This window comes from Mycobacterium sp. pW045 (assembly GCF_041287085.1).
GTDB classification, from domain to species: Bacteria; Actinomycetota; Actinomycetes; order Mycobacteriales; family Mycobacteriaceae; genus Mycobacterium; species Mycobacterium algericum_A.
The window spans coordinates 110,155-127,240 of record NZ_JBGGKU010000011.1; the positions used below are offsets into that span (position 1 = coordinate 110,155).

General features: G+C 68.8%; 22 protein-coding genes. 9 read left to right on the forward strand and 13 right to left on the reverse strand.

Annotated features, from left to right (window positions below):
- Nucleotides 1-26 precede the first annotated feature (26 nt).
- Both ACAG20_RS17655 and ACAG20_RS17660 read right to left on the reverse strand, forming a co-directional pair.
- Complete coding sequence (locus tag ACAG20_RS17655) at nucleotides 27-992, reverse strand: sigma-70 family RNA polymerase sigma factor (protein WP_370493506.1); 966 nt, start codon at nucleotides 990-992, stop codon at nucleotides 27-29.
- Nucleotides 993-1,120: 128 nt separating this feature from the next.
- Nucleotides 1,121-1,570 carry a DUF3099 domain-containing protein gene (locus ACAG20_RS17660; protein ID WP_370493507.1) on the reverse strand — a complete coding sequence of 150 codons (450 nt, stop codon included), beginning with the start codon at nucleotides 1,568-1,570 and terminating at the stop codon, nucleotides 1,121-1,123.
- Nucleotides 1,571-1,654: 84 nt separating this feature from the next.
- Here ACAG20_RS17660 and ACAG20_RS17665 point away from each other — a divergent pair, with 84 nt between their 5' ends.
- Entirely contained in the window at nucleotides 1,655-1,894 is a 240-nt protein-coding gene (locus tag ACAG20_RS17665; protein WP_193466434.1) for a DUF3039 domain-containing protein, read from the forward strand.
- Here the strand turns inward: ACAG20_RS17665 and ACAG20_RS17670 are convergent.
- Both ACAG20_RS17670 and ACAG20_RS17675 read right to left on the reverse strand, forming a co-directional pair.
- Complete coding sequence (locus ACAG20_RS17670; protein ID WP_370493508.1) at nucleotides 1,881-2,840, reverse strand: YihY/virulence factor BrkB family protein; 960 nt, start codon at nucleotides 2,838-2,840, stop codon at nucleotides 1,881-1,883. The genes ACAG20_RS17665 and ACAG20_RS17670 overlap by 14 nt on opposite strands.
- An 86-nt stretch (nucleotides 2,841-2,926) precedes the next feature.
- Nucleotides 2,927-3,121: a hypothetical protein gene (locus tag ACAG20_RS17675; protein ID WP_370493509.1), complete on the reverse strand. Its 195-nt coding sequence runs from the start codon at nucleotides 3,119-3,121 to the stop codon at nucleotides 2,927-2,929.
- Between the two features lie 122 nt (nucleotides 3,122-3,243).
- On the opposite strand from ACAG20_RS17675, the gene ACAG20_RS17680 reads away from it, so the two are divergent.
- Nucleotides 3,244-3,594, forward strand: a complete 351-nt coding sequence (locus ACAG20_RS17680) for a DUF952 domain-containing protein (protein WP_370493510.1) — start codon at nucleotides 3,244-3,246, stop codon at nucleotides 3,592-3,594.
- Here ACAG20_RS17680 and ACAG20_RS17685 read toward each other — a convergent pair.
- The 5 genes from ACAG20_RS17685 to cei all read right to left on the reverse strand — a co-directional run bounded on the left by ACAG20_RS17685 (nucleotide 3,545) and on the right by cei (nucleotide 8,170).
- The gene (locus ACAG20_RS17685; protein WP_370493511.1) at nucleotides 3,545-3,829 is read right to left on the reverse strand and encodes a hypothetical protein; all 285 of its coding nucleotides are present in this window, start codon (nucleotides 3,827-3,829) and stop codon (nucleotides 3,545-3,547) included. The genes ACAG20_RS17680 and ACAG20_RS17685 overlap by 50 nt on opposite strands.
- 37 nt (nucleotides 3,830-3,866) lie before the next feature.
- Nucleotides 3,867-4,949 carry a methyltransferase gene (locus ACAG20_RS17690; protein WP_370493512.1) on the reverse strand — a complete coding sequence of 361 codons (1,083 nt, stop codon included), beginning with the start codon at nucleotides 4,947-4,949 and terminating at the stop codon, nucleotides 3,867-3,869.
- A gap of 6 nt (nucleotides 4,950-4,955) precedes the next feature.
- Entirely contained in the window at nucleotides 4,956-6,494 is a 1,539-nt protein-coding gene (locus tag ACAG20_RS17695; RefSeq protein ID WP_370493513.1) for an RNA polymerase sigma factor, read from the reverse strand.
- Nucleotides 6,495-6,681: 187 nt separating this feature from the next.
- Nucleotides 6,682-7,500, reverse strand: a complete 819-nt coding sequence (ppgK, locus tag ACAG20_RS17700) for a polyphosphate--glucose phosphotransferase (RefSeq protein WP_370493514.1) — start codon at nucleotides 7,498-7,500, stop codon at nucleotides 6,682-6,684.
- Between the two features lie 19 nt (nucleotides 7,501-7,519).
- Nucleotides 7,520-8,170 (reverse strand): envelope integrity protein Cei, encoded by a 651-nt coding sequence (gene cei / locus ACAG20_RS17705; protein ID WP_112687313.1) that lies wholly within the window; start codon nucleotides 8,168-8,170, stop codon nucleotides 7,520-7,522.
- 170 nt (nucleotides 8,171-8,340) lie between these two features.
- Here cei and ACAG20_RS17710 point away from each other — a divergent pair, with 170 nt between their 5' ends.
- Entirely contained in the window at nucleotides 8,341-8,643 is a 303-nt protein-coding gene (locus tag ACAG20_RS17710; RefSeq protein ID WP_013829371.1) for a DUF4193 domain-containing protein, read from the forward strand.
- 13 nt (nucleotides 8,644-8,656) lie between these two features.
- Here ACAG20_RS17710 and ACAG20_RS17715 read toward each other — a convergent pair whose 3' ends face one another.
- Nucleotides 8,657-9,142 (reverse strand): DUF3093 domain-containing protein, encoded by a 486-nt coding sequence (locus ACAG20_RS17715; protein WP_112687314.1) that lies wholly within the window; start codon nucleotides 9,140-9,142, stop codon nucleotides 8,657-8,659.
- A 25-nt stretch (nucleotides 9,143-9,167) separates the two neighbouring features.
- Between ACAG20_RS17715 and dut the strand changes: the two genes are divergently transcribed.
- Together dut and ACAG20_RS17725 are read left to right on the forward strand one after the other, a co-directional pair.
- On the forward strand, nucleotides 9,168-9,632 hold the full coding sequence (dut, locus tag ACAG20_RS17720; RefSeq protein ID WP_112687316.1) for a dUTP diphosphatase: 465 nt from the start codon (nucleotides 9,168-9,170) through the stop codon (nucleotides 9,630-9,632).
- Between the two features lie 52 nt (nucleotides 9,633-9,684).
- Nucleotides 9,685-10,479, forward strand: a complete 795-nt coding sequence (locus tag ACAG20_RS17725; RefSeq protein ID WP_370493515.1) for a DUF3710 domain-containing protein — start codon at nucleotides 9,685-9,687, stop codon at nucleotides 10,477-10,479.
- Between the two features lie 95 nt (nucleotides 10,480-10,574).
- Here the strand turns inward: ACAG20_RS17725 and ACAG20_RS17730 are convergent, their stop codons facing one another.
- Entirely contained in the window at nucleotides 10,575-11,300 is a 726-nt protein-coding gene (locus tag ACAG20_RS17730; protein ID WP_370493516.1) for an alpha/beta hydrolase, read from the reverse strand.
- Nucleotides 11,301-11,406: 106 nt separating this feature from the next.
- Here ACAG20_RS17730 and ACAG20_RS17735 point away from each other — a divergent pair, with 106 nt between their 5' ends.
- Entirely contained in the window at nucleotides 11,407-11,778 is a 372-nt protein-coding gene (locus tag ACAG20_RS17735) for an OB-fold nucleic acid binding domain-containing protein (RefSeq protein WP_085086705.1), read from the forward strand.
- Nucleotides 11,779-11,807: 29 nt separating this feature from the next.
- A complete protein-coding gene (locus ACAG20_RS17740) occupies nucleotides 11,808-12,476 on the forward strand; it encodes a DUF3159 domain-containing protein (RefSeq protein ID WP_112687781.1) in 669 nt (222 codons plus the stop codon).
- On the opposite strand, the gene ACAG20_RS17745 is transcribed toward ACAG20_RS17740, so the two are convergent.
- Together ACAG20_RS17745 and ACAG20_RS17750 are read right to left on the reverse strand one after the other, a co-directional pair.
- A complete protein-coding gene (locus tag ACAG20_RS17745; protein WP_112687779.1) occupies nucleotides 12,462-13,124 on the reverse strand; it encodes a TrkA family potassium uptake protein in 663 nt (220 codons plus the stop codon). The genes ACAG20_RS17740 and ACAG20_RS17745 overlap by 15 nt on opposite strands.
- Entirely contained in the window at nucleotides 13,121-13,792 is a 672-nt protein-coding gene (locus tag ACAG20_RS17750) for a TrkA family potassium uptake protein (protein WP_112687777.1), read from the reverse strand. Before ACAG20_RS17750 ends, ACAG20_RS17745 begins: the two co-directional genes overlap by 4 nt.
- Before the next feature lie 102 nt (nucleotides 13,793-13,894).
- Between ACAG20_RS17750 and ACAG20_RS17755 the strand changes: the two genes are divergently transcribed.
- Together ACAG20_RS17755 and ACAG20_RS17760 are read left to right on the forward strand one after the other, a co-directional pair.
- Complete coding sequence (locus tag ACAG20_RS17755) at nucleotides 13,895-15,892, forward strand: APC family permease (protein ID WP_370493517.1); 1,998 nt, start codon at nucleotides 13,895-13,897, stop codon at nucleotides 15,890-15,892.
- Nucleotides 15,889-17,061: a class I SAM-dependent RNA methyltransferase gene (locus ACAG20_RS17760; protein ID WP_370493518.1), complete on the forward strand. Its 1,173-nt coding sequence runs from the start codon at nucleotides 15,889-15,891 to the stop codon at nucleotides 17,059-17,061. The genes ACAG20_RS17755 and ACAG20_RS17760 overlap by 4 nt, the downstream gene beginning before the upstream one ends.
- The last annotated feature ends 25 nt before the right edge of the window (nucleotides 17,062-17,086 follow it).

Genomic DNA, 17,086 nt, shown 5'->3' on the forward strand with positions numbered 1-17,086 from the left:
TGCGGTGGCCCGGCGCAGCGCTCGTGTCAGCTGGCGTAGGACCGCAAGCGATCGGCGCGTTCGCCGTGCCGCAGCTTGGCCATCACCTCACGCTCGATCTGGCGGACCCGCTCGCGGGACAGGCCGAACAACTTGCCGATCTGATCCAGCGTGCGGGGCTGTCCGTCATCGAGGCCGAACCGCAGCCGGATCACCTGGTGCTCACGCTCGTCCAGCGTCGCCAGCACGCTGCGGATGTCGGTGTGCAGCAGTTCGGAGATCACCGCGTTCTCCGCGGACATCGCCTCGGAGTCCTCGATGAAGTCACCCAGCGGCGCCTCCTCGTCGGAGCCCACCGGCATGTCCAGGCTGACCGGGTCGCGGCTGTGTTCCAGCAGGTCGTTGATCTTCTCCGCCGGAATGCCTGATTCTGCGGCGAGTTCCTCGTCGGTGGCCTCACGGCCGAGCTGCTGGTGCATCTCCCGCTTGATCCTGGCCAGCTTGTTCACCTGCTCGACCAGGTGCACCGGCAGCCGGATGGTGCGGCTCTGGTCGGCCATACCACGGGTGATGGCCTGGCGAATCCACCACGTCGCGTAGGTGGAGAACTTGAATCCCTTTGCGTAGTCGAACTTCTCCATCGCGCGGATCAGCCCGAGGTTGCCTTCCTGGATCAGGTCCAGCAACGGCATGCCCCGCCCGGTGTAACGCTTGGCCAGCGAGACCACCAGGCGCAGGTTGGCTTCCAGCAGATGCCGGCGGGCGGCCTCGCCGTCGCGGACCACGATGGCCAGCTCGCGCTTGCGCTTCTCGCCGAAGCGCTTGCGGGTCTCCAGCAGGTGCTTCGCGTACAGCCCGGCCTCGATGCGCTTGGCGAGCTCCACCTCGTCGGCGGCGTTGAGCAGTGCGGTCTTGCCGATACCATTGAGGTACACCCGCACCAGATCCGCGGCTGGACTCTGCGCATCCAGATCGCCATCGATCCGACTGATGGTGGCATCTGCCTTTGCCATTACGGCCTCCCGTTGATCGGCTTCAGCTGTCACAGGTGTCAACGTCCGACACGGGTGCAGAGTTCCCGCCCGATCGCTTTTCCACACCACTTGACGTGCGGGAATACGGCGATGACTTTGAGAATGTGCTAAGAACCGCTACCTTGCGGCGGTTCGCCGGCCCCGTCGGCGCCGGCGGGCCCCGGCCCGAACTCCGGCTCAGGACCGGCCGGTTCAGGCTGCGGCGATCGCGGATGTTCCAGCTCGCGGCGCGGCGCGGTGGGGAACAAGGGCGTGCGCGTCGGGGCGGCGTCGTAGCGCCGCGGCTCATCGGCGCTGCGGGGCGGCCGGTCGTTGGCGATCAGCACCGCGATCCACGGCAACGGTATCGAGGCGATCAGGATCGCCAGGGAGATCCAGCCGTTGTGCCAGATACCGTAGGCGGCCGCGGCCAGAATCAGCGCCGGGACCCGGAACGCCATCAGCGTCAGGTACTTACGTACCCGCTCACGGTGCTGCTGTTCGAAAGACGGGGCGGCCGCGGTGATGAGCACCGGCCGACCGTCGTCGTCGAAACCCAGCTCGGGGCCGTGCTTCATCACTCCACTGTCGCACACGGATCGGCCCGCAGCCACGAAGGGTTTTAAGATCCGCTGAGTTGCGGGCACAATGGGGCAATGGGCATACAGACCGACACCCTCGAACGCACCGATGCCGAGGAACGCGTCGATGACGGGACCGGCGACGACACCCCCAAACACTTCCACTACGTCAAGAAGGACAAGATCGCCGAGAGCGCGGTCATGGGCACCCACGTGGTGGCCCTGTGTGGCGAGGTCTTCCCGGTGACCAAGTCGGCGAAGCCCGGATCGCCGGTCTGCCCGGACTGCAAGCGGATCTACGCGACACTCAAGAAGAGCTGACCGGGTCGTTCACCGGCTCGTCGCCGGGGCCGCTTCGGCCCGTCCGCGACACCAGCCAGACGCGCAGCTGACGCAGGTGGGTGGCCTCCGCCGGCCATTCCTCCTGAATGGCGGCATTCAGTTCGGCGCCCAGCATGATGGCGAAACCGAGCAGAAACGCAAACAGCAGGAAGGCGATCGGCGTCGCCAGCGCACCGTAGGTGTAGCCGGTGCTGGTGATGTAGCGCAGGTAGACCCGCAGCCCGAGAGTGGCCACGACGAACACCGTGGTGGCCAGCAATGCCCCGATCACCAGGCGGTGTGACGGCAGCGGTTTGGGCAACGAGACCCGATAGAGCACGGTCACCGCCAGCAGCAATCCCAGCACCAACGTCGGGTAGTAACCGAACCGCAGCAGATCTGTCCACCGCGCGGGAAGGTGCTCGGCGATCGCGTGCGGCCCCAACGCGGCGAACGGCGCCCCGGCGACGGCGATCACCAGCATCGCCACGTACAAGCCGAGCGCGAAGAACCGTTGCCGCACCGGATGGCGTAGCGGGGTCTGATCGTGTGCCTCGACCACTGAGTCGACGAAAGCCGAGATCGCCGAGGAACCGGCCCACAGCGAAATCACGAAGCCCAGCGAGACCACCTCACCGCGCGCGTTGGAGACGATGTCGCGCACGGTGGGTTCGATGATCTCCGCCACCACGTTCTGCGAGAAGAAGCTGCTGGCCATCCCGATCAGCCGGTCCTGGATGGTGGCCAACGTATCCGGGCCGAACAACGGCGCCACATACGACAGGCTGCCCAGCATCCCGAGCAGCAGTGGCGGCAGCGACAGCACCGACCAGAAACCGGCCTGCGCGGACTCGGCGAAGATGGAATCGTCCCAGCTCTTCGCCAAGGTGCGGCGTGCGATGCGCAGCAGGTGATGCCGGGAAGGTTTGGGGATTTGGTCAGCCATGACCAGCCCAGCATTCCTGACGAATGGTGCTAGCGCCCAATTCCCTCCATAGGGCGTGTTGCGCGCGGATCCGGGGCTGCGATCGGCTAGTCCTCGACGGGGGCGCTGACCTGCAGCACGGCAGCCAGCTCAATCAGCTTGGCTTCGTGCTCGTTGGCGTGGTGCTGGCAGAACAGCAACTCGGCTCCGGAGGGCAGCGTGGCTCGCACTCGGGCCGCGGCACCGCACCGGTCGCATCGATCAGCCCGAGTGAGTTCGGGACTGGTCAGAGTCGCGTTCATGGGCTCCTCCGTTTCTCGCGGGTCTGTCAAGTGTGTCAGACGCTCGGGCGTTCGGCGTTGTTCCCCGCTTCGGCTGTGTCGTGTCTCACCCCCCGCGCGGCGCTGGGGCAGGATCAGCAGCGATGGAACACGACATTCTGGTACACCTGTGCGGCACCCGGGATTGGGCGGCGGCACAGGCGTCCGGCGCGCTGCGGCCGGAATCGCTCTACAGCGCGGGGTTCGTGCACCTGTCGACCCCACAGCAGGTGCATCTGCCCGCCAATCGTCTCTATCGGGGGCGCACCGATCTGGTGTTGCTGCAGGTGGACCCGGTAAAGGTGGCGTCGCCGGTGCGCTGGGAGCCGGGCGTGCCGGGTGATCCCGAGGCGATGCTGTTCCCGCATCTGTACGGACCGCTGCCCGTGGATGCGGTGATCGGCGTCAGGTCGTATCGGCCCGGCCCGGACGGCGCGTTCGGGCCGGCGGATTGAGTTTGAACGGGGTGGTGGGCTTGGCCGCCGACGCCCGGGTGAGTTCGCTACGGGCGAACGTGGTCTGAGCCTTGTTGATTAGCGCGGCGGGCACCCGCGGCCAGGCGGCGGCCACGGCGTTCAGCGCGGAGATCACGGCCGGATCCAGGCCGGCCTCGGCCGGAACCCGGTGACCGTGGCGCACCGCGCGGTTGAGCAGCGCGGCGAAGGTCTGGGCGTCGCCATCGGTCGGCATGCTCGGCGATATTACCGGCGGGACCGGCGACCGGGCGTCAAACCGGAGCGGCCACGATGATCGACATCGGGCTGGCGGTCGGCACCACCCGCTGCAGCCGGAATCCCGCTCGCGAGAGCAGCTCGGCGTATTCGCGCCGGGTGCGTTCCAAGCCACCGGCGGCCGCCAGCATTTCCAGATCGAGCAGCAGGCCCAGGTGGGCGGGCGCGCCCTCGGGCAGCACCATCTCCAGCAGCAGCAGGGTGCCGTCCGGGGCGATGGCGCTGCGGACGTTGCGCAGAATCGCGCACGAACGCTCGTCGTCCCAGTCGTGGATGACGGTCTTGAGCAGATAAGTGTCACCGCCGGCCGGCACCGATTCGAAGAACGACCCACCGGCGACATCACACCGCGACGTCACGCCGGCGGCCGCCAGGGTGGCCTCAGCCCCGGCCACCACCGCGGGCAGGTCGAACAGCACGCCGCGGGCGCCGGGCGCGGCGCGCAGCACCGCGGCCAACAGCGCACCGTGGCCGCCGCCCACGTCGATGATCAGTTTGCTGGCGCTGAAATCATATGCGGGCACCGCACTTTCGATCGCCACGGCGGACGCCCCGGTCATCGCATTGTTGAAGACCTGCGCCAGTTCGGGGTCGGTGTCCAAGTAGGAGAAGAACGACATCCCGCGCACCTTGTCGACCGCGGTCTCGCCGGTGCGCACCGAGTGTTCCAGGTGTGACCAGTGCTCCCGGTGCGCCGGGTCGCCGATGAACGCGATCATCGGCGCCACGCTGGCGGGATCATCGGCGACCAGGGCGCGCCCGATGCGGGTCAGTGCGAACCGGCCGTCCCGGCGCAGTTTGAGCACCGATTGGCTGGCCAGCGCCCGCATCAGCCGGTAAGTGGCTGCGGGGTCGGTGCCGACCCGCCGTGCGGTCTCGTCGGCGGTCAGCGGGCCGGCTCGGAGCGCATCGGGGATTCCCAGCCGTACCGCGACGTGCATCGCCTGGGCCAGCCATGCCCCGAATCCCAGTTCCAAGACGGCGACACCGGCGGGCACCGTCGCATAACGCAGTCGCTGCAGGCCGCCGCGCATCGCGGTGAGGGCGGCCAGCAGCGCCGCCGGTGGGGGTTTTGCCACAGCCGGCTAGTCGAGGTAGTCGCGCAGGACCTGGGAGCGGCTCGGGTGCCGCAGCTTCGACATCGTCTTGGACTCGATCTGCCGGATCCGCTCGCGGGTGACGCCGTAGACCTGGCCGATCTCGTCGAGGGTGCGCGGCTGGCCGTCGGTGAGCCCGAACCGCAGCCGAACCACGCCGGCCTCTCGCTCGGAGAGCGTCTCGAGCACCGACTGCAGCTGGTCCTGTAGGAGCGTGAACGAGACGGCGTCGACGGCTACCACCGCCTCGGAGTCCTCGATGAAGTCGCCGAGCTGCGAGTCGCCCTCGTCGCCGATGGTCTGGTCCAGCGAGATCGGTTCCCGGGCGTACTGCTGAATCTCCAGCACCTTCTCCGGGGTGATGTCCATCTCCCGGGCCAGTTCCTCCGGGGTGGGTTCGCGGCCGAGATCCTGCAGCAGCTCACGCTGGATGCGGCCGAGCTTGTTGATCACCTCGACCATGTGGACCGGGATGCGGATGGTGCGCGCCTGGTCGGCCATGGCCCGGGTGATGGCCTGGCGGATCCACCAGGTGGCGTAGGTGGAGAACTTGTAGCCCTTGGTGTAGTCGAACTTCTCCACCGCACGGATCAGGCCGAGGTTGCCCTCCTGGATCAGGTCCAGAAACGCCATGCCCCGGCCGGTGTAACGCTTGGCCAGCGAGACCACCAACCGCAGGTTGGCCTCCAGCAGGTGGTTCTTGGCCCGGTCGCCGTCACGGCAGATCCAGGCCATGTCGCGCCGGTAGGCGACGGCCAGCTTCTCGCCCTTCTCGGCGTGCTCGGCCATCTTCTGGGTGGCGAACAGCCCGGCCTCGATCCGTTTGGCCAGCTCCACTTCCTCTTCGGCGTTGAGCAGCGCCACCTTGCCGATCTGCTTGAGGTAGGCGCGCACCGAGTCGGCCGAGGCGGTGAGCTCGGCGTCCTTGCGGGCCTGGCGCAGCGCCTCGGACTCCTCTTCGTCCCAGACGAAATCACCTGAAGCCTTGTCCTTCTCGCTGGGCTCGGCGATCTCGTCGTCGTCGTCGGCTGCCTCCTCGCCGGCTTCCTCGGTCGCCGTCCCGGCGGCCACCACGGCTTCGTCGGCGCCGGAGTCCTCGGCGTCCTCGTCCAGCTCTTCCAGGTTCAGGTCGGTGTCGTCGATGTCCTCGTCGCCGGGTTCGGCGTCCAGTTCGGTGTCGGCGTCCAGCTCCTCGTTCGCGAGGCCGACCTCGGTGTTCTTGGCTGCGCCCTTGGCGCCCCGGGCGGCGGCCTTCTTCGCCGGGCCCCGGGCCGAACGGGTCTTGGGCTTGGTGTCGCCGTCGTCGGCGGTCTTGGCGGCCGCCCGCGCGGTGCTCTTGGCGGCCTTCTTGGCCGGTGCGGCCTTGGTGGCCTTCGCCGCGGTCCGCTTGGCGGGTGCGGCGGCGGCCTTGGCGGGGGCCTTCGCAGTCGACTTGGCGGCGGCCTTGGCGGGTGCCTTGGCGGGTGCCTTGGTGGCACTGCGCTTCTTGGGCTCCTCGGTCGCCGGCTTTGCCTTGCTCGCTGCCACGTCCACCCCTTCGGTCGGACTGACTTTCGGGTCGCAGCGCTGTGCGCCACCGAAAGTGTCGGGTATATCGGATGTCGGCTCTATTTCAGTTGGGTGATCAACTTGGATAGTCGCCGCTATCGGTTAGGCGGCCGCCGCGGACCATTGTAACGACAGCGTGCCGCAACAATCGCTGAGCGGGCGCTATTCAGCGGGTCACGTCGGCCGTGGCGGCCATCGCGGCCCCGACGATCCCGGCGGTGTTCTGCAATGTCGCGGCGACCACCGGAGTCCGGTTGCGCAGCAGTGGCACCCACTGGTCAGCTTTGCGGCTGATGCCGCCGCCCGCGATGATCAGGTCCGGGCACAGCGCGTCCTCGATCGCCACCAACACCTTGGTCACCTGCTTGGCCCACTTCTTCATGCTCCAGTTCTTGCGCTCCTTGACCGACGCGGCGGCCCGGTGCTCGGCCTCCTTGCCGGCCACGTCGATGTGCCCGAGTTCGGTGTTGGGCAGCAGTTTTCCGTTGTGGATCACCGCCGAGCCGATCCCGGTGCCGAAGGTGAGCAAAACGACGACGCCGGTGTTGTCCCTGCCCGCGCCGAACCGCTCTTCGGCCAGTCCGGCGGCGTCCGCGTCGTTGAGGACGACGACGGGCTGCCCATCGAGCGCGGCCTGGATCGCGGCTTGCGCGTTCACCCCGATCCAGGACTTGTCGACGTTGGCGGCGGTTCGCACCACGCCGTCGATCACCACACCGGGGTAGGTGACCCCCAGCGGACCGGTCCAGCCGAACTTCCGGACCACCTGGGCGACGGTCTCGGCAACCGCGGCCGGGGTCGCGGGGCTCGGTGTCGGCAGTTTGTAGCGTTCGCCGATCAGTGCACCGGTGTCGAGGTCGACCACGCCGCCTTTGATGCCGCTGCCGCCGACATCGACGCCGAAACCGCGTCGGTGCGGTCGCCCGTCGCCGGTCCCGGCAGCGGGCGCGCCGGGCGGGGAATCGGTCGGGTCTGTGCCGGTCATGGATCTCCTCGGCGGGTTGTCAGCAGGTACCGGAATGGATCTTGGTCAGCAGTGCCGGGTCGGGCAGCCCGGTGGCGTCCGGACGCAAGCCCGCCAGCGCCGCCTCGATGTCGTCGCTGTGGGCCAGGCTCACGAAGTCGCTGCCGACCGCGAGGTCAACGGAGTCGTCGAGGCGGTCATCGCGGAACAACTCGGTGCACGGCGCCACCAGCCACAAGGCCGCAGCGGCGGCCTGTCCCGCCTCACCGAAGCGGATCTGGCCGTTGCAGTCCAGGCGGCTGTTGGCATAGACCGGGTCGTTGGCGGCGGTCGGCTGGGCAAAGCCGTCGTCACGCAGGGCGTCGGCGACGTCGGCGGCCTGCCCGGCGCGGCCGCTGGCGTTGAGGACACGCGCTTTGATGTCGGCGAGTTTGGCCGGGGTGGTGGTGATCATCGCGGCGCGGGGCACCTGGGTGCCCAATCGCGGCTGGTCGGGCTCGGTGGGTGCCGGCGGTGCGTTGCATACCGCGACCTCGTGGATGTCGGCCGGTCGGGTCAACGCCACCGCCCATGCCACCGCGGTCAACAGCGCCAGGGCGGCCAGGGCGTAGGCGGCGGGGCGGTAATTGCGTCGCCGGAACGGCAGACCATGCTTGTCGAACTCGGTACCGGAAGTGATTTGCGTGACCACGTACGCACTCTAGAGGGCGCGGGCGACCCCGATGGCCGTGGTCAGCAAGGTGATGTGACGTAAATCACACTTGATCTGGGCGGGATCGGGGCACGAATCATTTGGTGGATGCGTTCGACGCTGGTACAAAGCTCGCGCAGGGTTACCGAGGGGACTGAGGGGAGAAGACGATGGCTACCGACTACGACGCCCCGCGGCGCACCGAGACCGACGACGTTTCTGAGGACTCGCTCGAGGAACTCAAAGCGCGGCGGAACGAGGCGCAATCCGCCGTGGTCGACGTCGATGAATCGGAATCGGCCGAGTCCTTCGAACTGCCCGGCGCGGATTTGTCCGGTGAAGAGTTGTCAGTGCGCGTCGTGCCCAAGCAGGCCGACGAGTTCACCTGCTCGAGCTGTTTTCTGGTTCAGCACCGCAGCCGGCTGGCCAGCGAGAAGAACGGCGTGATGATCTGCACCGACTGCGCGGCCTGACCCGCACCGTCCCTCAACCCTGCAAGGCCGCCAACACGCGCTGCGGATGACGGCAGCTGATCAGCCAGTACGGCGTCGGGTCGTCGGGATCGTCGAGCACGATCAGCACCATTGGCCCAACCCAGCCGCGATGCACGACGTAGGCCGCCGGATCGAGTTGGCGGCCCAGCGCCGCCGACTTGGCTGACTGCGGGACCTCGGCGGAACGGGCGATCACGCCGGCCGGCAGGTGCGCCTCGCCCACCCAGAGTTCGACCTCGCCGCCGGTTTCGACGACGCGGACTTCGATGCGTCCCAGCCACAGCAGGGCGGCCACGGTGATCGCGAAGAACACCGCGAACGGCAGCCAACCCGGCAGGCTGCGCAGCCCCAGCCGCACCTCGTAGGCCATCAGCCCGTTGCCCACGAACCCCAGCGGCCACCACCACCAGGGCACCCACAGTTGCTCGCGGTACCGCACGGTTTGCGGTGCCCGGTGGTTCACACGCGATCCCGACATCCGGTTAAGAGTAGTCTTGCGCCTCGTGTCGCCCAGTCTCGCGGTTGTTCGCCTAGATCCTGATCTCCCGCTGCCGAGCCGTGCCCACGCCGGCGACGCCGGCGTCGACCTGTACAGCGCGGTCGATGTCGAACTGGCCCCTGGCCACCGTGCGCTGGTGCCCACCGGTATCGCGGTGGCGATTCCGTTCGGCATGGTCGGCCTGGTGCACCCGCGGTCGGGTCTGGCTGCGAGGGTAGGTCTTTCAATCGTCAACAGCCCGGGAACGATCGACGCGGGTTACCGCGGTGAGGTTAAGGTGGCGTTGATCAACCTGGACCCGGCGACCCCGATCGAGATCCACCGGGGGGACCGGATCGCCCAGCTGGTGGTGCAGCGGGTCGAGCTACCAGAACTGGTCGAGGTGACCTCGTTCGACGAGGCCGGTCTGGCCGGGACCACCCGGGGCGGTGACGGCCACGGCTCGTCGGGCGGGCACGCGAGTTTGTGACGGCATGTGTAACCGCTGGTGACGGCAGAAGTGACGGAGATGGGCGGCTGTGATGGCATTCGGTAGGGGCAAGAGCAAGGTGGGCGGCGACGAGCCGACGCGCGCCGTGCCGGCACCCGAGGAGCTGGAGGACCTCGACGAGGACGCGGGCGAGGAACTCGAGGGCCCGTTCGACATCGAGGATTTCGACGACCCGGCGGCGGCGGCGACGGCCCGGCTCGATCTGGGTTCGGTGCTGGTGCCGATGCCCGCAGGCGCCCAGGTCCAAGTCGAGCTCAGTGAGGCGGGCGTGCCCAGCGCGGTCTGGATGGTGACGCCCAATGGCCGGTTCAACATCGCCGCCTACGCCGCGCCCAAATCGGCGGGGCTGTGGCGTGAGGTCGCCGCCGAGCTTGCCGAGGCGCTGCGGCGGGACTCCGCGAGCGTCAGCGTCATCGACGGCCCGTGGGGCCGCGAGGTGGTCGGATCGGCGGCCGGCGCGGTCCGGTTCATCGGGGTCGACGGCTATCGCTGGATGGTGCGTTGCGTAGTCAACGGCCCCCACGAGTCGTTGGAGGCGCTGTCCCAGCAGGCGCGAGAAGCCCTGGCGGACACCGTCGTCCGGCGTGGCGACACGCCGCTACCGGTGCGTACCCCGTTGCCGGTGCGGCTGCCCGAGCCGATGGCCGAGCAATTGCGAGCCGCCGCGGCCGCGCAGGCCGCCAGGGGCGCGGCGCCCGGTGGTGGTCAGCAGCCCGGGGGGGTCCAGCCCGGCCCCGGCGGCGATGTACCGCCGCCCGCGCCGACCGCGCGCCGCAGCGTGGAGGGATCCGCGATGCAGCAGTTGCGCACCATCACCGGCGGTTAGCGAGGCTCGACGCAGGAGAGCCGAAGCTGGACCGCCGAATCAGCCCCGGCGGTTAGCGAGGCTCGACGCAGGAGAGCCGAAGCTGGACCGCCGAATCAAGCCCGGCGGTTAGCGAGGCTCGACGCGGCGATCAGCGCCGTCACGCAGGCGGCGCCCAGGGCGGACGGGTCGGCACCGATCTGTGCCAGCGTGACTGTGCGCAGCGCCGCCCGTGGCGCGGCGGATACCCACTCGGTGGCAGTGTGCAACGGATGGACCGGGTCGTCGACGGCCGCGGTCACGCCCAGCGGCGCCGTCAGCGTCGCCAGCTCGACACGGGTCGGCGCCGTATAGGCCGCCGCCTGCTCCAGCGCGTCGGGCAGCAGCGGCCACTGGGCGGTCCACGACCGGGTCAGCTCGTCGGCGAGCCATGCCGGGCTGGACGCCCGCATGCGGGCCACCACGGCCGGCAGGCCGTCCCGGCGCAGCTCCTCGGCGCTGAGGCGGGCGGCGTGCGCGGCCGGTGCGCCATCGGGGGCACCCGTCCATGCTGGCAGCGCGGCCAGCACCCCGCGCACTCGCCCGGGATGCCGCAGCGCCCACGCGGCGGCCACCGCCGCGCCGATCGACACGCCGCCGGCGATGATCGGGACGCCTCGCGAGGCTGCGGTGTCCAACGCGGCCAGGTAGCCCTCGACGAGGCCGTCAGGTTGCGGCCGGTGGACCACCAACTCGGCGCCTACCTGCTGCAACGGTTGCGAAAACACCCGGTGGATGTAGTCGTCGTCGGATCCGGTTCCCGGCAGCAGGACTGCCGTCACACCGTGCAAATCGAATGCCACCCCTCGATGGTGCCGGGTGCTGCTCGGCGCGCCGTAGGCCGGTCTTGTGGCATTAGGTAATCAACAGGTCTACCCTAGCGTGCGCACACAACTGAGGGAGAGTGCAATGGCTGCGCCCAAAGGCTATCTGCGGCGGCTGACTCGGAGACTGACCGAAGACCCCGAGCTGCGCGATGTCGAGGAACTGTCCGACGAGGCGCTCAACACCGGCGCGCAGCGCGCCATCGACTGCGAACGCGGTCAAGAAGTCACCATGGTCGGGGTGCTGCGCAGCGTGGAAGCCAACGCCAAGGGCTGTGTGGGCGGGGTCCGCGCCGAGTTGTTCGACGGCACCGACACCGTGACATTGGTGTGGCTGGGGCAGCGCCGCATTCCCGGCATCGACTCGGGCCGCACGCTGCGGGTGCACGGCCGGCTCGGCAAGCTCGACAGCGGCTGCAAGGCCATCTACAACCCCCACTACGAAATTCAGCAGTGACGGGCGGAGACCGTCAGGCCGGTGTGACGATGACCGACGGGTTCGGCGCCCAAGGGCCGCAGCGACTGCTCGAGCAGATCGGCGGAGTGTCCGGCCTGATCTACTCGTCGCTGCCGATCGTGGTGTTCGTGCCGACCTCCAGTGTCTTCGGGCTGCGAGCCGCCGTGGTGGCGGCGCTGACGGTGGCCGCGGCGGTGCTGGCCTGGCGGCTCATCCGCCGAGAAACGACCCAGCCGGCGGTGTCGGGGTTCTTCGGGGTGGCGGTCTGTGCCGTGATCGCCTACCGGATGGGCGACTCCAAAGGCTATTTCCTGCTCGGCATCTGGACGTCGCTGGCATGGGCGCTGGTCTTCGCCGGATCCATCCTGATCCGGCGACCGGCGGTCGGCTACATCTGGAGCTGGGCCAGCGGGCAGAGCCGAGCCTGGCGCGGGGTGCGCGCCGCGGTCTACGCCTACGACATCGCGACCCTGACCTGGGTGCTGGTCTTCGGTTCCCGCTTCGTGGTGCAACGACTGCTCTACGACGCCGACCAGACCGGGTGGTTGGGGGTGGCCCGCATCGCCATGGGCTGGCCGCTGACCGCGCTGGCGGCGGTGATGACCTACCTGGCGGTCAAATACGTGCAGCGGACACTGGACGAGCAGCCCGGCTCACACCCGGCAGACGACTGCGAACCCCGGTCAGTGCGCCGGTAGCAACAGCTCGCGCAGCGCGTCCTCGACGCCGGTGGACGCGACGAACAGCAACTCGTCGCCGCCTTCCAGCGGCTCGTCGTCCTGCGGCACGATCACCCGGGTGCCCCGCAGGATCGTCACCAGTGCGGCGTCGCGGGGCAGCGTCAACTTGCGCACCGGTTTGCCGCCCCAGGGGGTGTCGTCGGGCAGCGTGATCTCCAGCAGGTTGGTTTCGCTCTTGCGGAATTCCATGAGCCGCACCAGATCCCCGACCGCGACGGCCTCCTCGACCAGCGAGGCCAACATCCGCGGCGTGGACACCGCCACGTCCACGCCCCAGGCATCGGTGAACAGCCATTCGTTGCGGGGATCGTTCACCCGGGCCACCACCCGGGGAACGGCGAATTCGGTCTTGGCCAGTAGCGACAGCACCACATTGGCCTTGTCGTCGCCGGTGGCGGCGATGACGACGTCGAAGTCTTCCAGGTGCACCGATTCCAGCAGAGTCAACTCGCAGGCGTCACCGAGATGCCACTGCGCCTCGGCGATGTCCTCGACGTCGATGTGCTCCGGATTGCGCTCGATCAGCGTCACCTGATGCTCGCTGTCGAGCAGTTCCCGTGCGATCGACCGGCCGACGGCCCCGGCTCCGGCCACGGCGACCTTCATTCGTCCAGGTCCTCGCTCGGCGGCAGCGCGGCGATAGCGATCGCCTCGGCGACGCGGCCCGACACCGCGACGATGTAGACCTGGTCGCTGGCCTGGATGACGGTCTTGGGCTCGGGCAGGATGCCGGTGCCGAACCGGATCAGGAACGCCACCCGAGCGTTGGTGGCCGCCTCCAGGTCGGTGACGGGGCGGCCGATCCAGTCCTCGTGCAGGACGACTTCGGCGACGGCGACGGTGCCGGTGGGGTCACGCCATTTGGTGGTCTCGCTCTCCCGGGTCAGCGCGTCGAGCAGCCGGTCGGTGGTCCAGGGCACGGTGGCGATGGTCGGAATCCCGAGCCGCTCGTAGACGGCGGCCCGCTTGGCGTCGTAGATCCGGGCGACCACTCGCGCCACGCCGAACGTCTCGCGGGCCAGCCGCGCGGCGATGATGTTGGAGTTGTCACCCGAGGAGACCGCCGCGAACGCACCGGCCTCTTCGATGCCGGCGCGCAGCAGCACGTCGCGGTCGAAGCCCATGCCCAATACCCGTTCGCCGTTGAACTCCGGGCTGAGTCGGTTGAACGCGGTGGAGTCGCGGTCGATGATGGCGACCTCGTGGCCGATCCGGGACAGTCCGTCGGCAACCGAGGCCCCCACCCGGCCGCATCCCATCACAACTACCCGCACGTGCACGGTCCTTTCGGCTGGTTCGACTAGTTTTCGACTGCAGTCGTGCCCGTATTCGGTGAACGCTACCGCCAGCGCCGGCCTGGCTTACCCTTGGCTCTCGTGTCGAAGATTTCCACCGCTGCTCGCCGGCTGGTGCTGGGGCGGCCGTTCCGCAGCGATCGGCTCAGTCACACCCTGTTGCCCAAGCGTATCGCGCTGCCGGTGTTCGCCTCCGACGCGCTGTCCTCGGTGGCCTACGGGCCTGAAGAGGTCTTCCTGGTGCTATCGGTGGCCGGCATCGCGGCCTACCGGATGACGCCATGGGTCGGTCTGGCGGTGGCGTTCGTGTTCATCACCGTGGTGGCCTCCTACCGGCAGAACGTGCATGCCTACCCCTCCGGGGGCGGTGACTACGAGGTGGTCACCACCAACCTGGGCGGCACCGCGGGCTTGACCGTCGCGAGTGCACTGATGGTGGATTATGTTCTGACCGTTGCCGTTTCGATCTCATCGGGGGTAGCCAACATCGGCTCGGCGATTCCCTACATCGCCGACCACAAGGTGGCGTTCGCGGTGGGGACCGTCGTCGTGGTGGCCGCGGCCAATCTGCGCGGCATCCGGGAATCGGGTACCGCGTTCGCCTTCCCCACCTATGCGTTCATGATCGGGGTCTTCGCGATGCTGGGCTGGGGGCTGTTCCAGATCTTCGTACTGGGCCACCAACTTCAGGCCGATTCGGCATCGTTCAAGATCCACTCGGCGCACGGCGAGGTGGTCGGGCTGGCCCTGGTGTTCCTGGTGGCGAAGTCGTTCTCGTCGGGGTGTGCGGCGCTGACCGGGGTGGAGGCTATCAGCAACGGCGTGCCGGCGTTTCGCAAGCCGAAGTCGCGCAACGCCGCCACCACCTTGCTGATGCTGGGCGTGATCGCGGTGACGCTGATGATGGGCATCATCGTGCTGGCTCGCCAGACCGGTGTGAAAATCGCCGCACGGCCGCACGAACAGCTGATCGGGGCGCCGGCAGACTACGACCAGAAGACGCTGCTGGCGCAGTTGGCCGAGACGGTGTTTCGCGGTTTTCCGCCCGGTCTGTGGATCATCGCCGGCGTGACCGCGCTCATCCTGGCGCTGGCGGCGAACACCGCGTTCAACGGTTTTCCGGTGCTGGGATCGATCCTGGCCCAGGACCGGTATCTGCCGCGTCAGCTGCACACCCGTGGTGACCGGCTGGCCTTCTCCAACGGCATCGTGTTCCTGGCGGTCGTGGCCATTGCCTTCATCGTGGCGTTCGGGGCCGAGGTGACCGCACTGATCCAGCTCTACATCGTCGGGGTGTTCGTCTCCTTCACCTTGAGTCAGATCGGCATGGTCCGGCACTGGAACCGATTGCTGCGCACCGAAACCGACCGTGCGGCCCGCGCCAAGATGGTGCGTTCCCGGGTGGTCAACACCATCGGGTTCGTCGCCACCGGGACGGTGCTGCTGGTCGTGATCGCCACCAAGTTCGTGGCCGGCGCCTGGATCGCGATCGTCGCGATGTCGGTGCTGTTCGCCATGATGAAACTGATCCGCCGCCACTACGATGGCGTCAGCGAGGAGTTGGCCGCGCAGTCCGCCGCCCTCGAAGACCAGGCGGTGTTGCCCAGTCGCAACCACGCCCTGGTCCTGGTCTCCAAGCTGCACCTGCCGACCCGCCGTGCGCTGGCCTACGCGCGGGCCACCCGCCCGGACACCCTGGAGGCGATCACCGTCAACGTCGACGACACCGAGACCCGGGCCCTGGTCCGCGAATGGGAGGACAGCGATATCACCGTGCCGCTCAAGGTGATCGCGTCGCCGTACCGGGAGGTCACCCGGCCGGTGCTCGAGTACGTCAGACGGCTCAGCAAGGAGTCGCCACGCACCGTGGTGACCGTCTATATCCCGGAGTACGTGGTGGGCCACTGGTGGGAGCAGGTGCTGCACAATCAGAGCGCGTTGCGGCTCAAGACCAGGCTGCTGTTCATGCCGCAGGTGATGGTCACCTCGGTGCCCTGGCAGCTGAACTCCTCGGAGCGGCGCAAGGAGTTGGCGCCGCACCACGCGCCCGGCGACACCCGGAGAGGCTTCACGGAGTGACCGAATTGATCCTGGACGTGGGCCCACCGGCCAACCGGGGCAGTTGTGTGGCCCGCCATGACGGTCGGGTGGTGTTCGTGCGCTACGCGCTGCCCGGCGAACGGGTGCGGGCCCGCATCACCGCCGAGCGCGGCTCCTACTGGCACGCCGAATGCGTCGAGGTGCTCGAAGCGGCGGACGGGCGGATCGCCTCGCTGTGTCCGATCGCCGGCGTCGACGGCGCCGGCTGCTGCGACCTGGCGTTCGCCGAGCCCGCCGCGGCGCGGGCGCTCAAAGCGGAGGTGGTCACCAACCAGCTGGGCCGGCTCGGCGGGCACGACTGGCACGGCGAGGCCGAACCGCTGGGTGAGGACGGTCCGACCGGCTGGCGCACCCGGGTCCGGCTGGAGGTCGGCGCCGACGGACGGGCCGGATTTCACCGGTATCACAGCGACGAACTGGTCACCGATCTGCGGTGCGGCCAATTGCCCGCCGGGATGACCAAGGGGCTGGCTGAGCAGACTTGGCGGCCGGGCGATCAGCTGCACGTGGTGACGGACGACGACGGCGTCCGGCATGTGGTGGGCACCAGCCGCAACCACCGTCCGCAGGTCCTCGAGGGCGACTATCACGCCACCCAGTGGGTCGGGCGCCGACGCTGGCGGATCCCGGTGACCGCGTTCTGGCAGGCGCATCGCCGGGCGGCCGCGCTCTACAGTGCGCTGATCTCCGACTGGGCGCAACCGGAGGCGGGCATGACCGCCTGGGACCTCTACGGCGGGGCCGGGATCTTCGCTGCGGCACTGGCCGAGGCGGTGGGGACCTCCGGCGAGGTGGTCAGCATCGACACCTCACGGGCCGCAACGGCCGCCGCCCGGGCCGCCCTCGCCGATCTGCCGCAGGTATCGGTGCGCACCGACTCGGTGCGCCGGGTGTTGGCCGCACAGCCGAAGGCTGCCGACGTCGCGGTGCTGGACCCGCCGCGCGCCGGCGCCGGCCGTGAGGTGATCGAGGCGCTGGCGGCCGCGGAGGTGCCGCGGCTGGTGCACATCGGTTGCGAGGTGGCGGCGTTCGCCCGCGACATCGGGCTGTACCGCGATCACGGCTACGCCGTCGAGCAGATCCGGGTGTTCGACGCGTTCCCGCTCACCCACCACGTGGAGTGCGTGGCGCTGTTGACGCGGACTTAAGAACCTCCCGCGAGCAGACGCGAAA

Bases quoted from the DNA above. Each gene is read 5' to 3' on its own strand.
- ACAG20_RS17655 (WP_370493506.1), bottom strand. From the start codon at position 992: ATGGCAAAGGCAGATGCCACCATCAGTCGGATCGATGGCGATCTGGAT.
- ACAG20_RS17660 (WP_370493507.1), bottom strand. From the start codon at position 1,570: ATGAAGCACGGCCCCGAGCTGGGTTTCGACGACGACGGTCGGCCGGTG.
- ACAG20_RS17670 (WP_370493508.1), bottom strand. From the start codon at position 2,840: ATGGCTGACCAAATCCCCAAACCTTCCCGGCATCACCTGCTGCGCATC.
- ACAG20_RS17675 (WP_370493509.1), bottom strand. From the start codon at position 3,121: ATGAACGCGACTCTGACCAGTCCCGAACTCACTCGGGCTGATCGATGC.
- ACAG20_RS17680 (WP_370493510.1), top strand. From the start codon at position 3,244: ATGGAACACGACATTCTGGTACACCTGTGCGGCACCCGGGATTGGGCG.
- ACAG20_RS17685 (WP_370493511.1), bottom strand. From the start codon at position 3,829: ATGCCGACCGATGGCGACGCCCAGACCTTCGCCGCGCTGCTCAACCGC.
- ppgK (WP_370493514.1), bottom strand. From the start codon at position 7,500: ATGACCGGCACAGACCCGACCGATTCCCCGCCCGGCGCGCCCGCTGCC.
- ACAG20_RS17710 (WP_013829371.1), top strand. From the start codon at position 8,341: ATGGCTACCGACTACGACGCCCCGCGGCGCACCGAGACCGACGACGTT.
- ACAG20_RS17715 (WP_112687314.1), bottom strand. From the start codon at position 9,142: ATGTCGGGATCGCGTGTGAACCACCGGGCACCGCAAACCGTGCGGTAC.
- ACAG20_RS17725 (WP_370493515.1), top strand. From the start codon at position 9,685: ATGGCATTCGGTAGGGGCAAGAGCAAGGTGGGCGGCGACGAGCCGACG.
- ACAG20_RS17735 (WP_085086705.1), top strand. From the start codon at position 11,407: ATGGCTGCGCCCAAAGGCTATCTGCGGCGGCTGACTCGGAGACTGACC.
- ACAG20_RS17740 (WP_112687781.1), top strand. From the start codon at position 11,808: ATGACCGACGGGTTCGGCGCCCAAGGGCCGCAGCGACTGCTCGAGCAG.
- ACAG20_RS17745 (WP_112687779.1), bottom strand. From the start codon at position 13,124: ATGAAGGTCGCCGTGGCCGGAGCCGGGGCCGTCGGCCGGTCGATCGCA.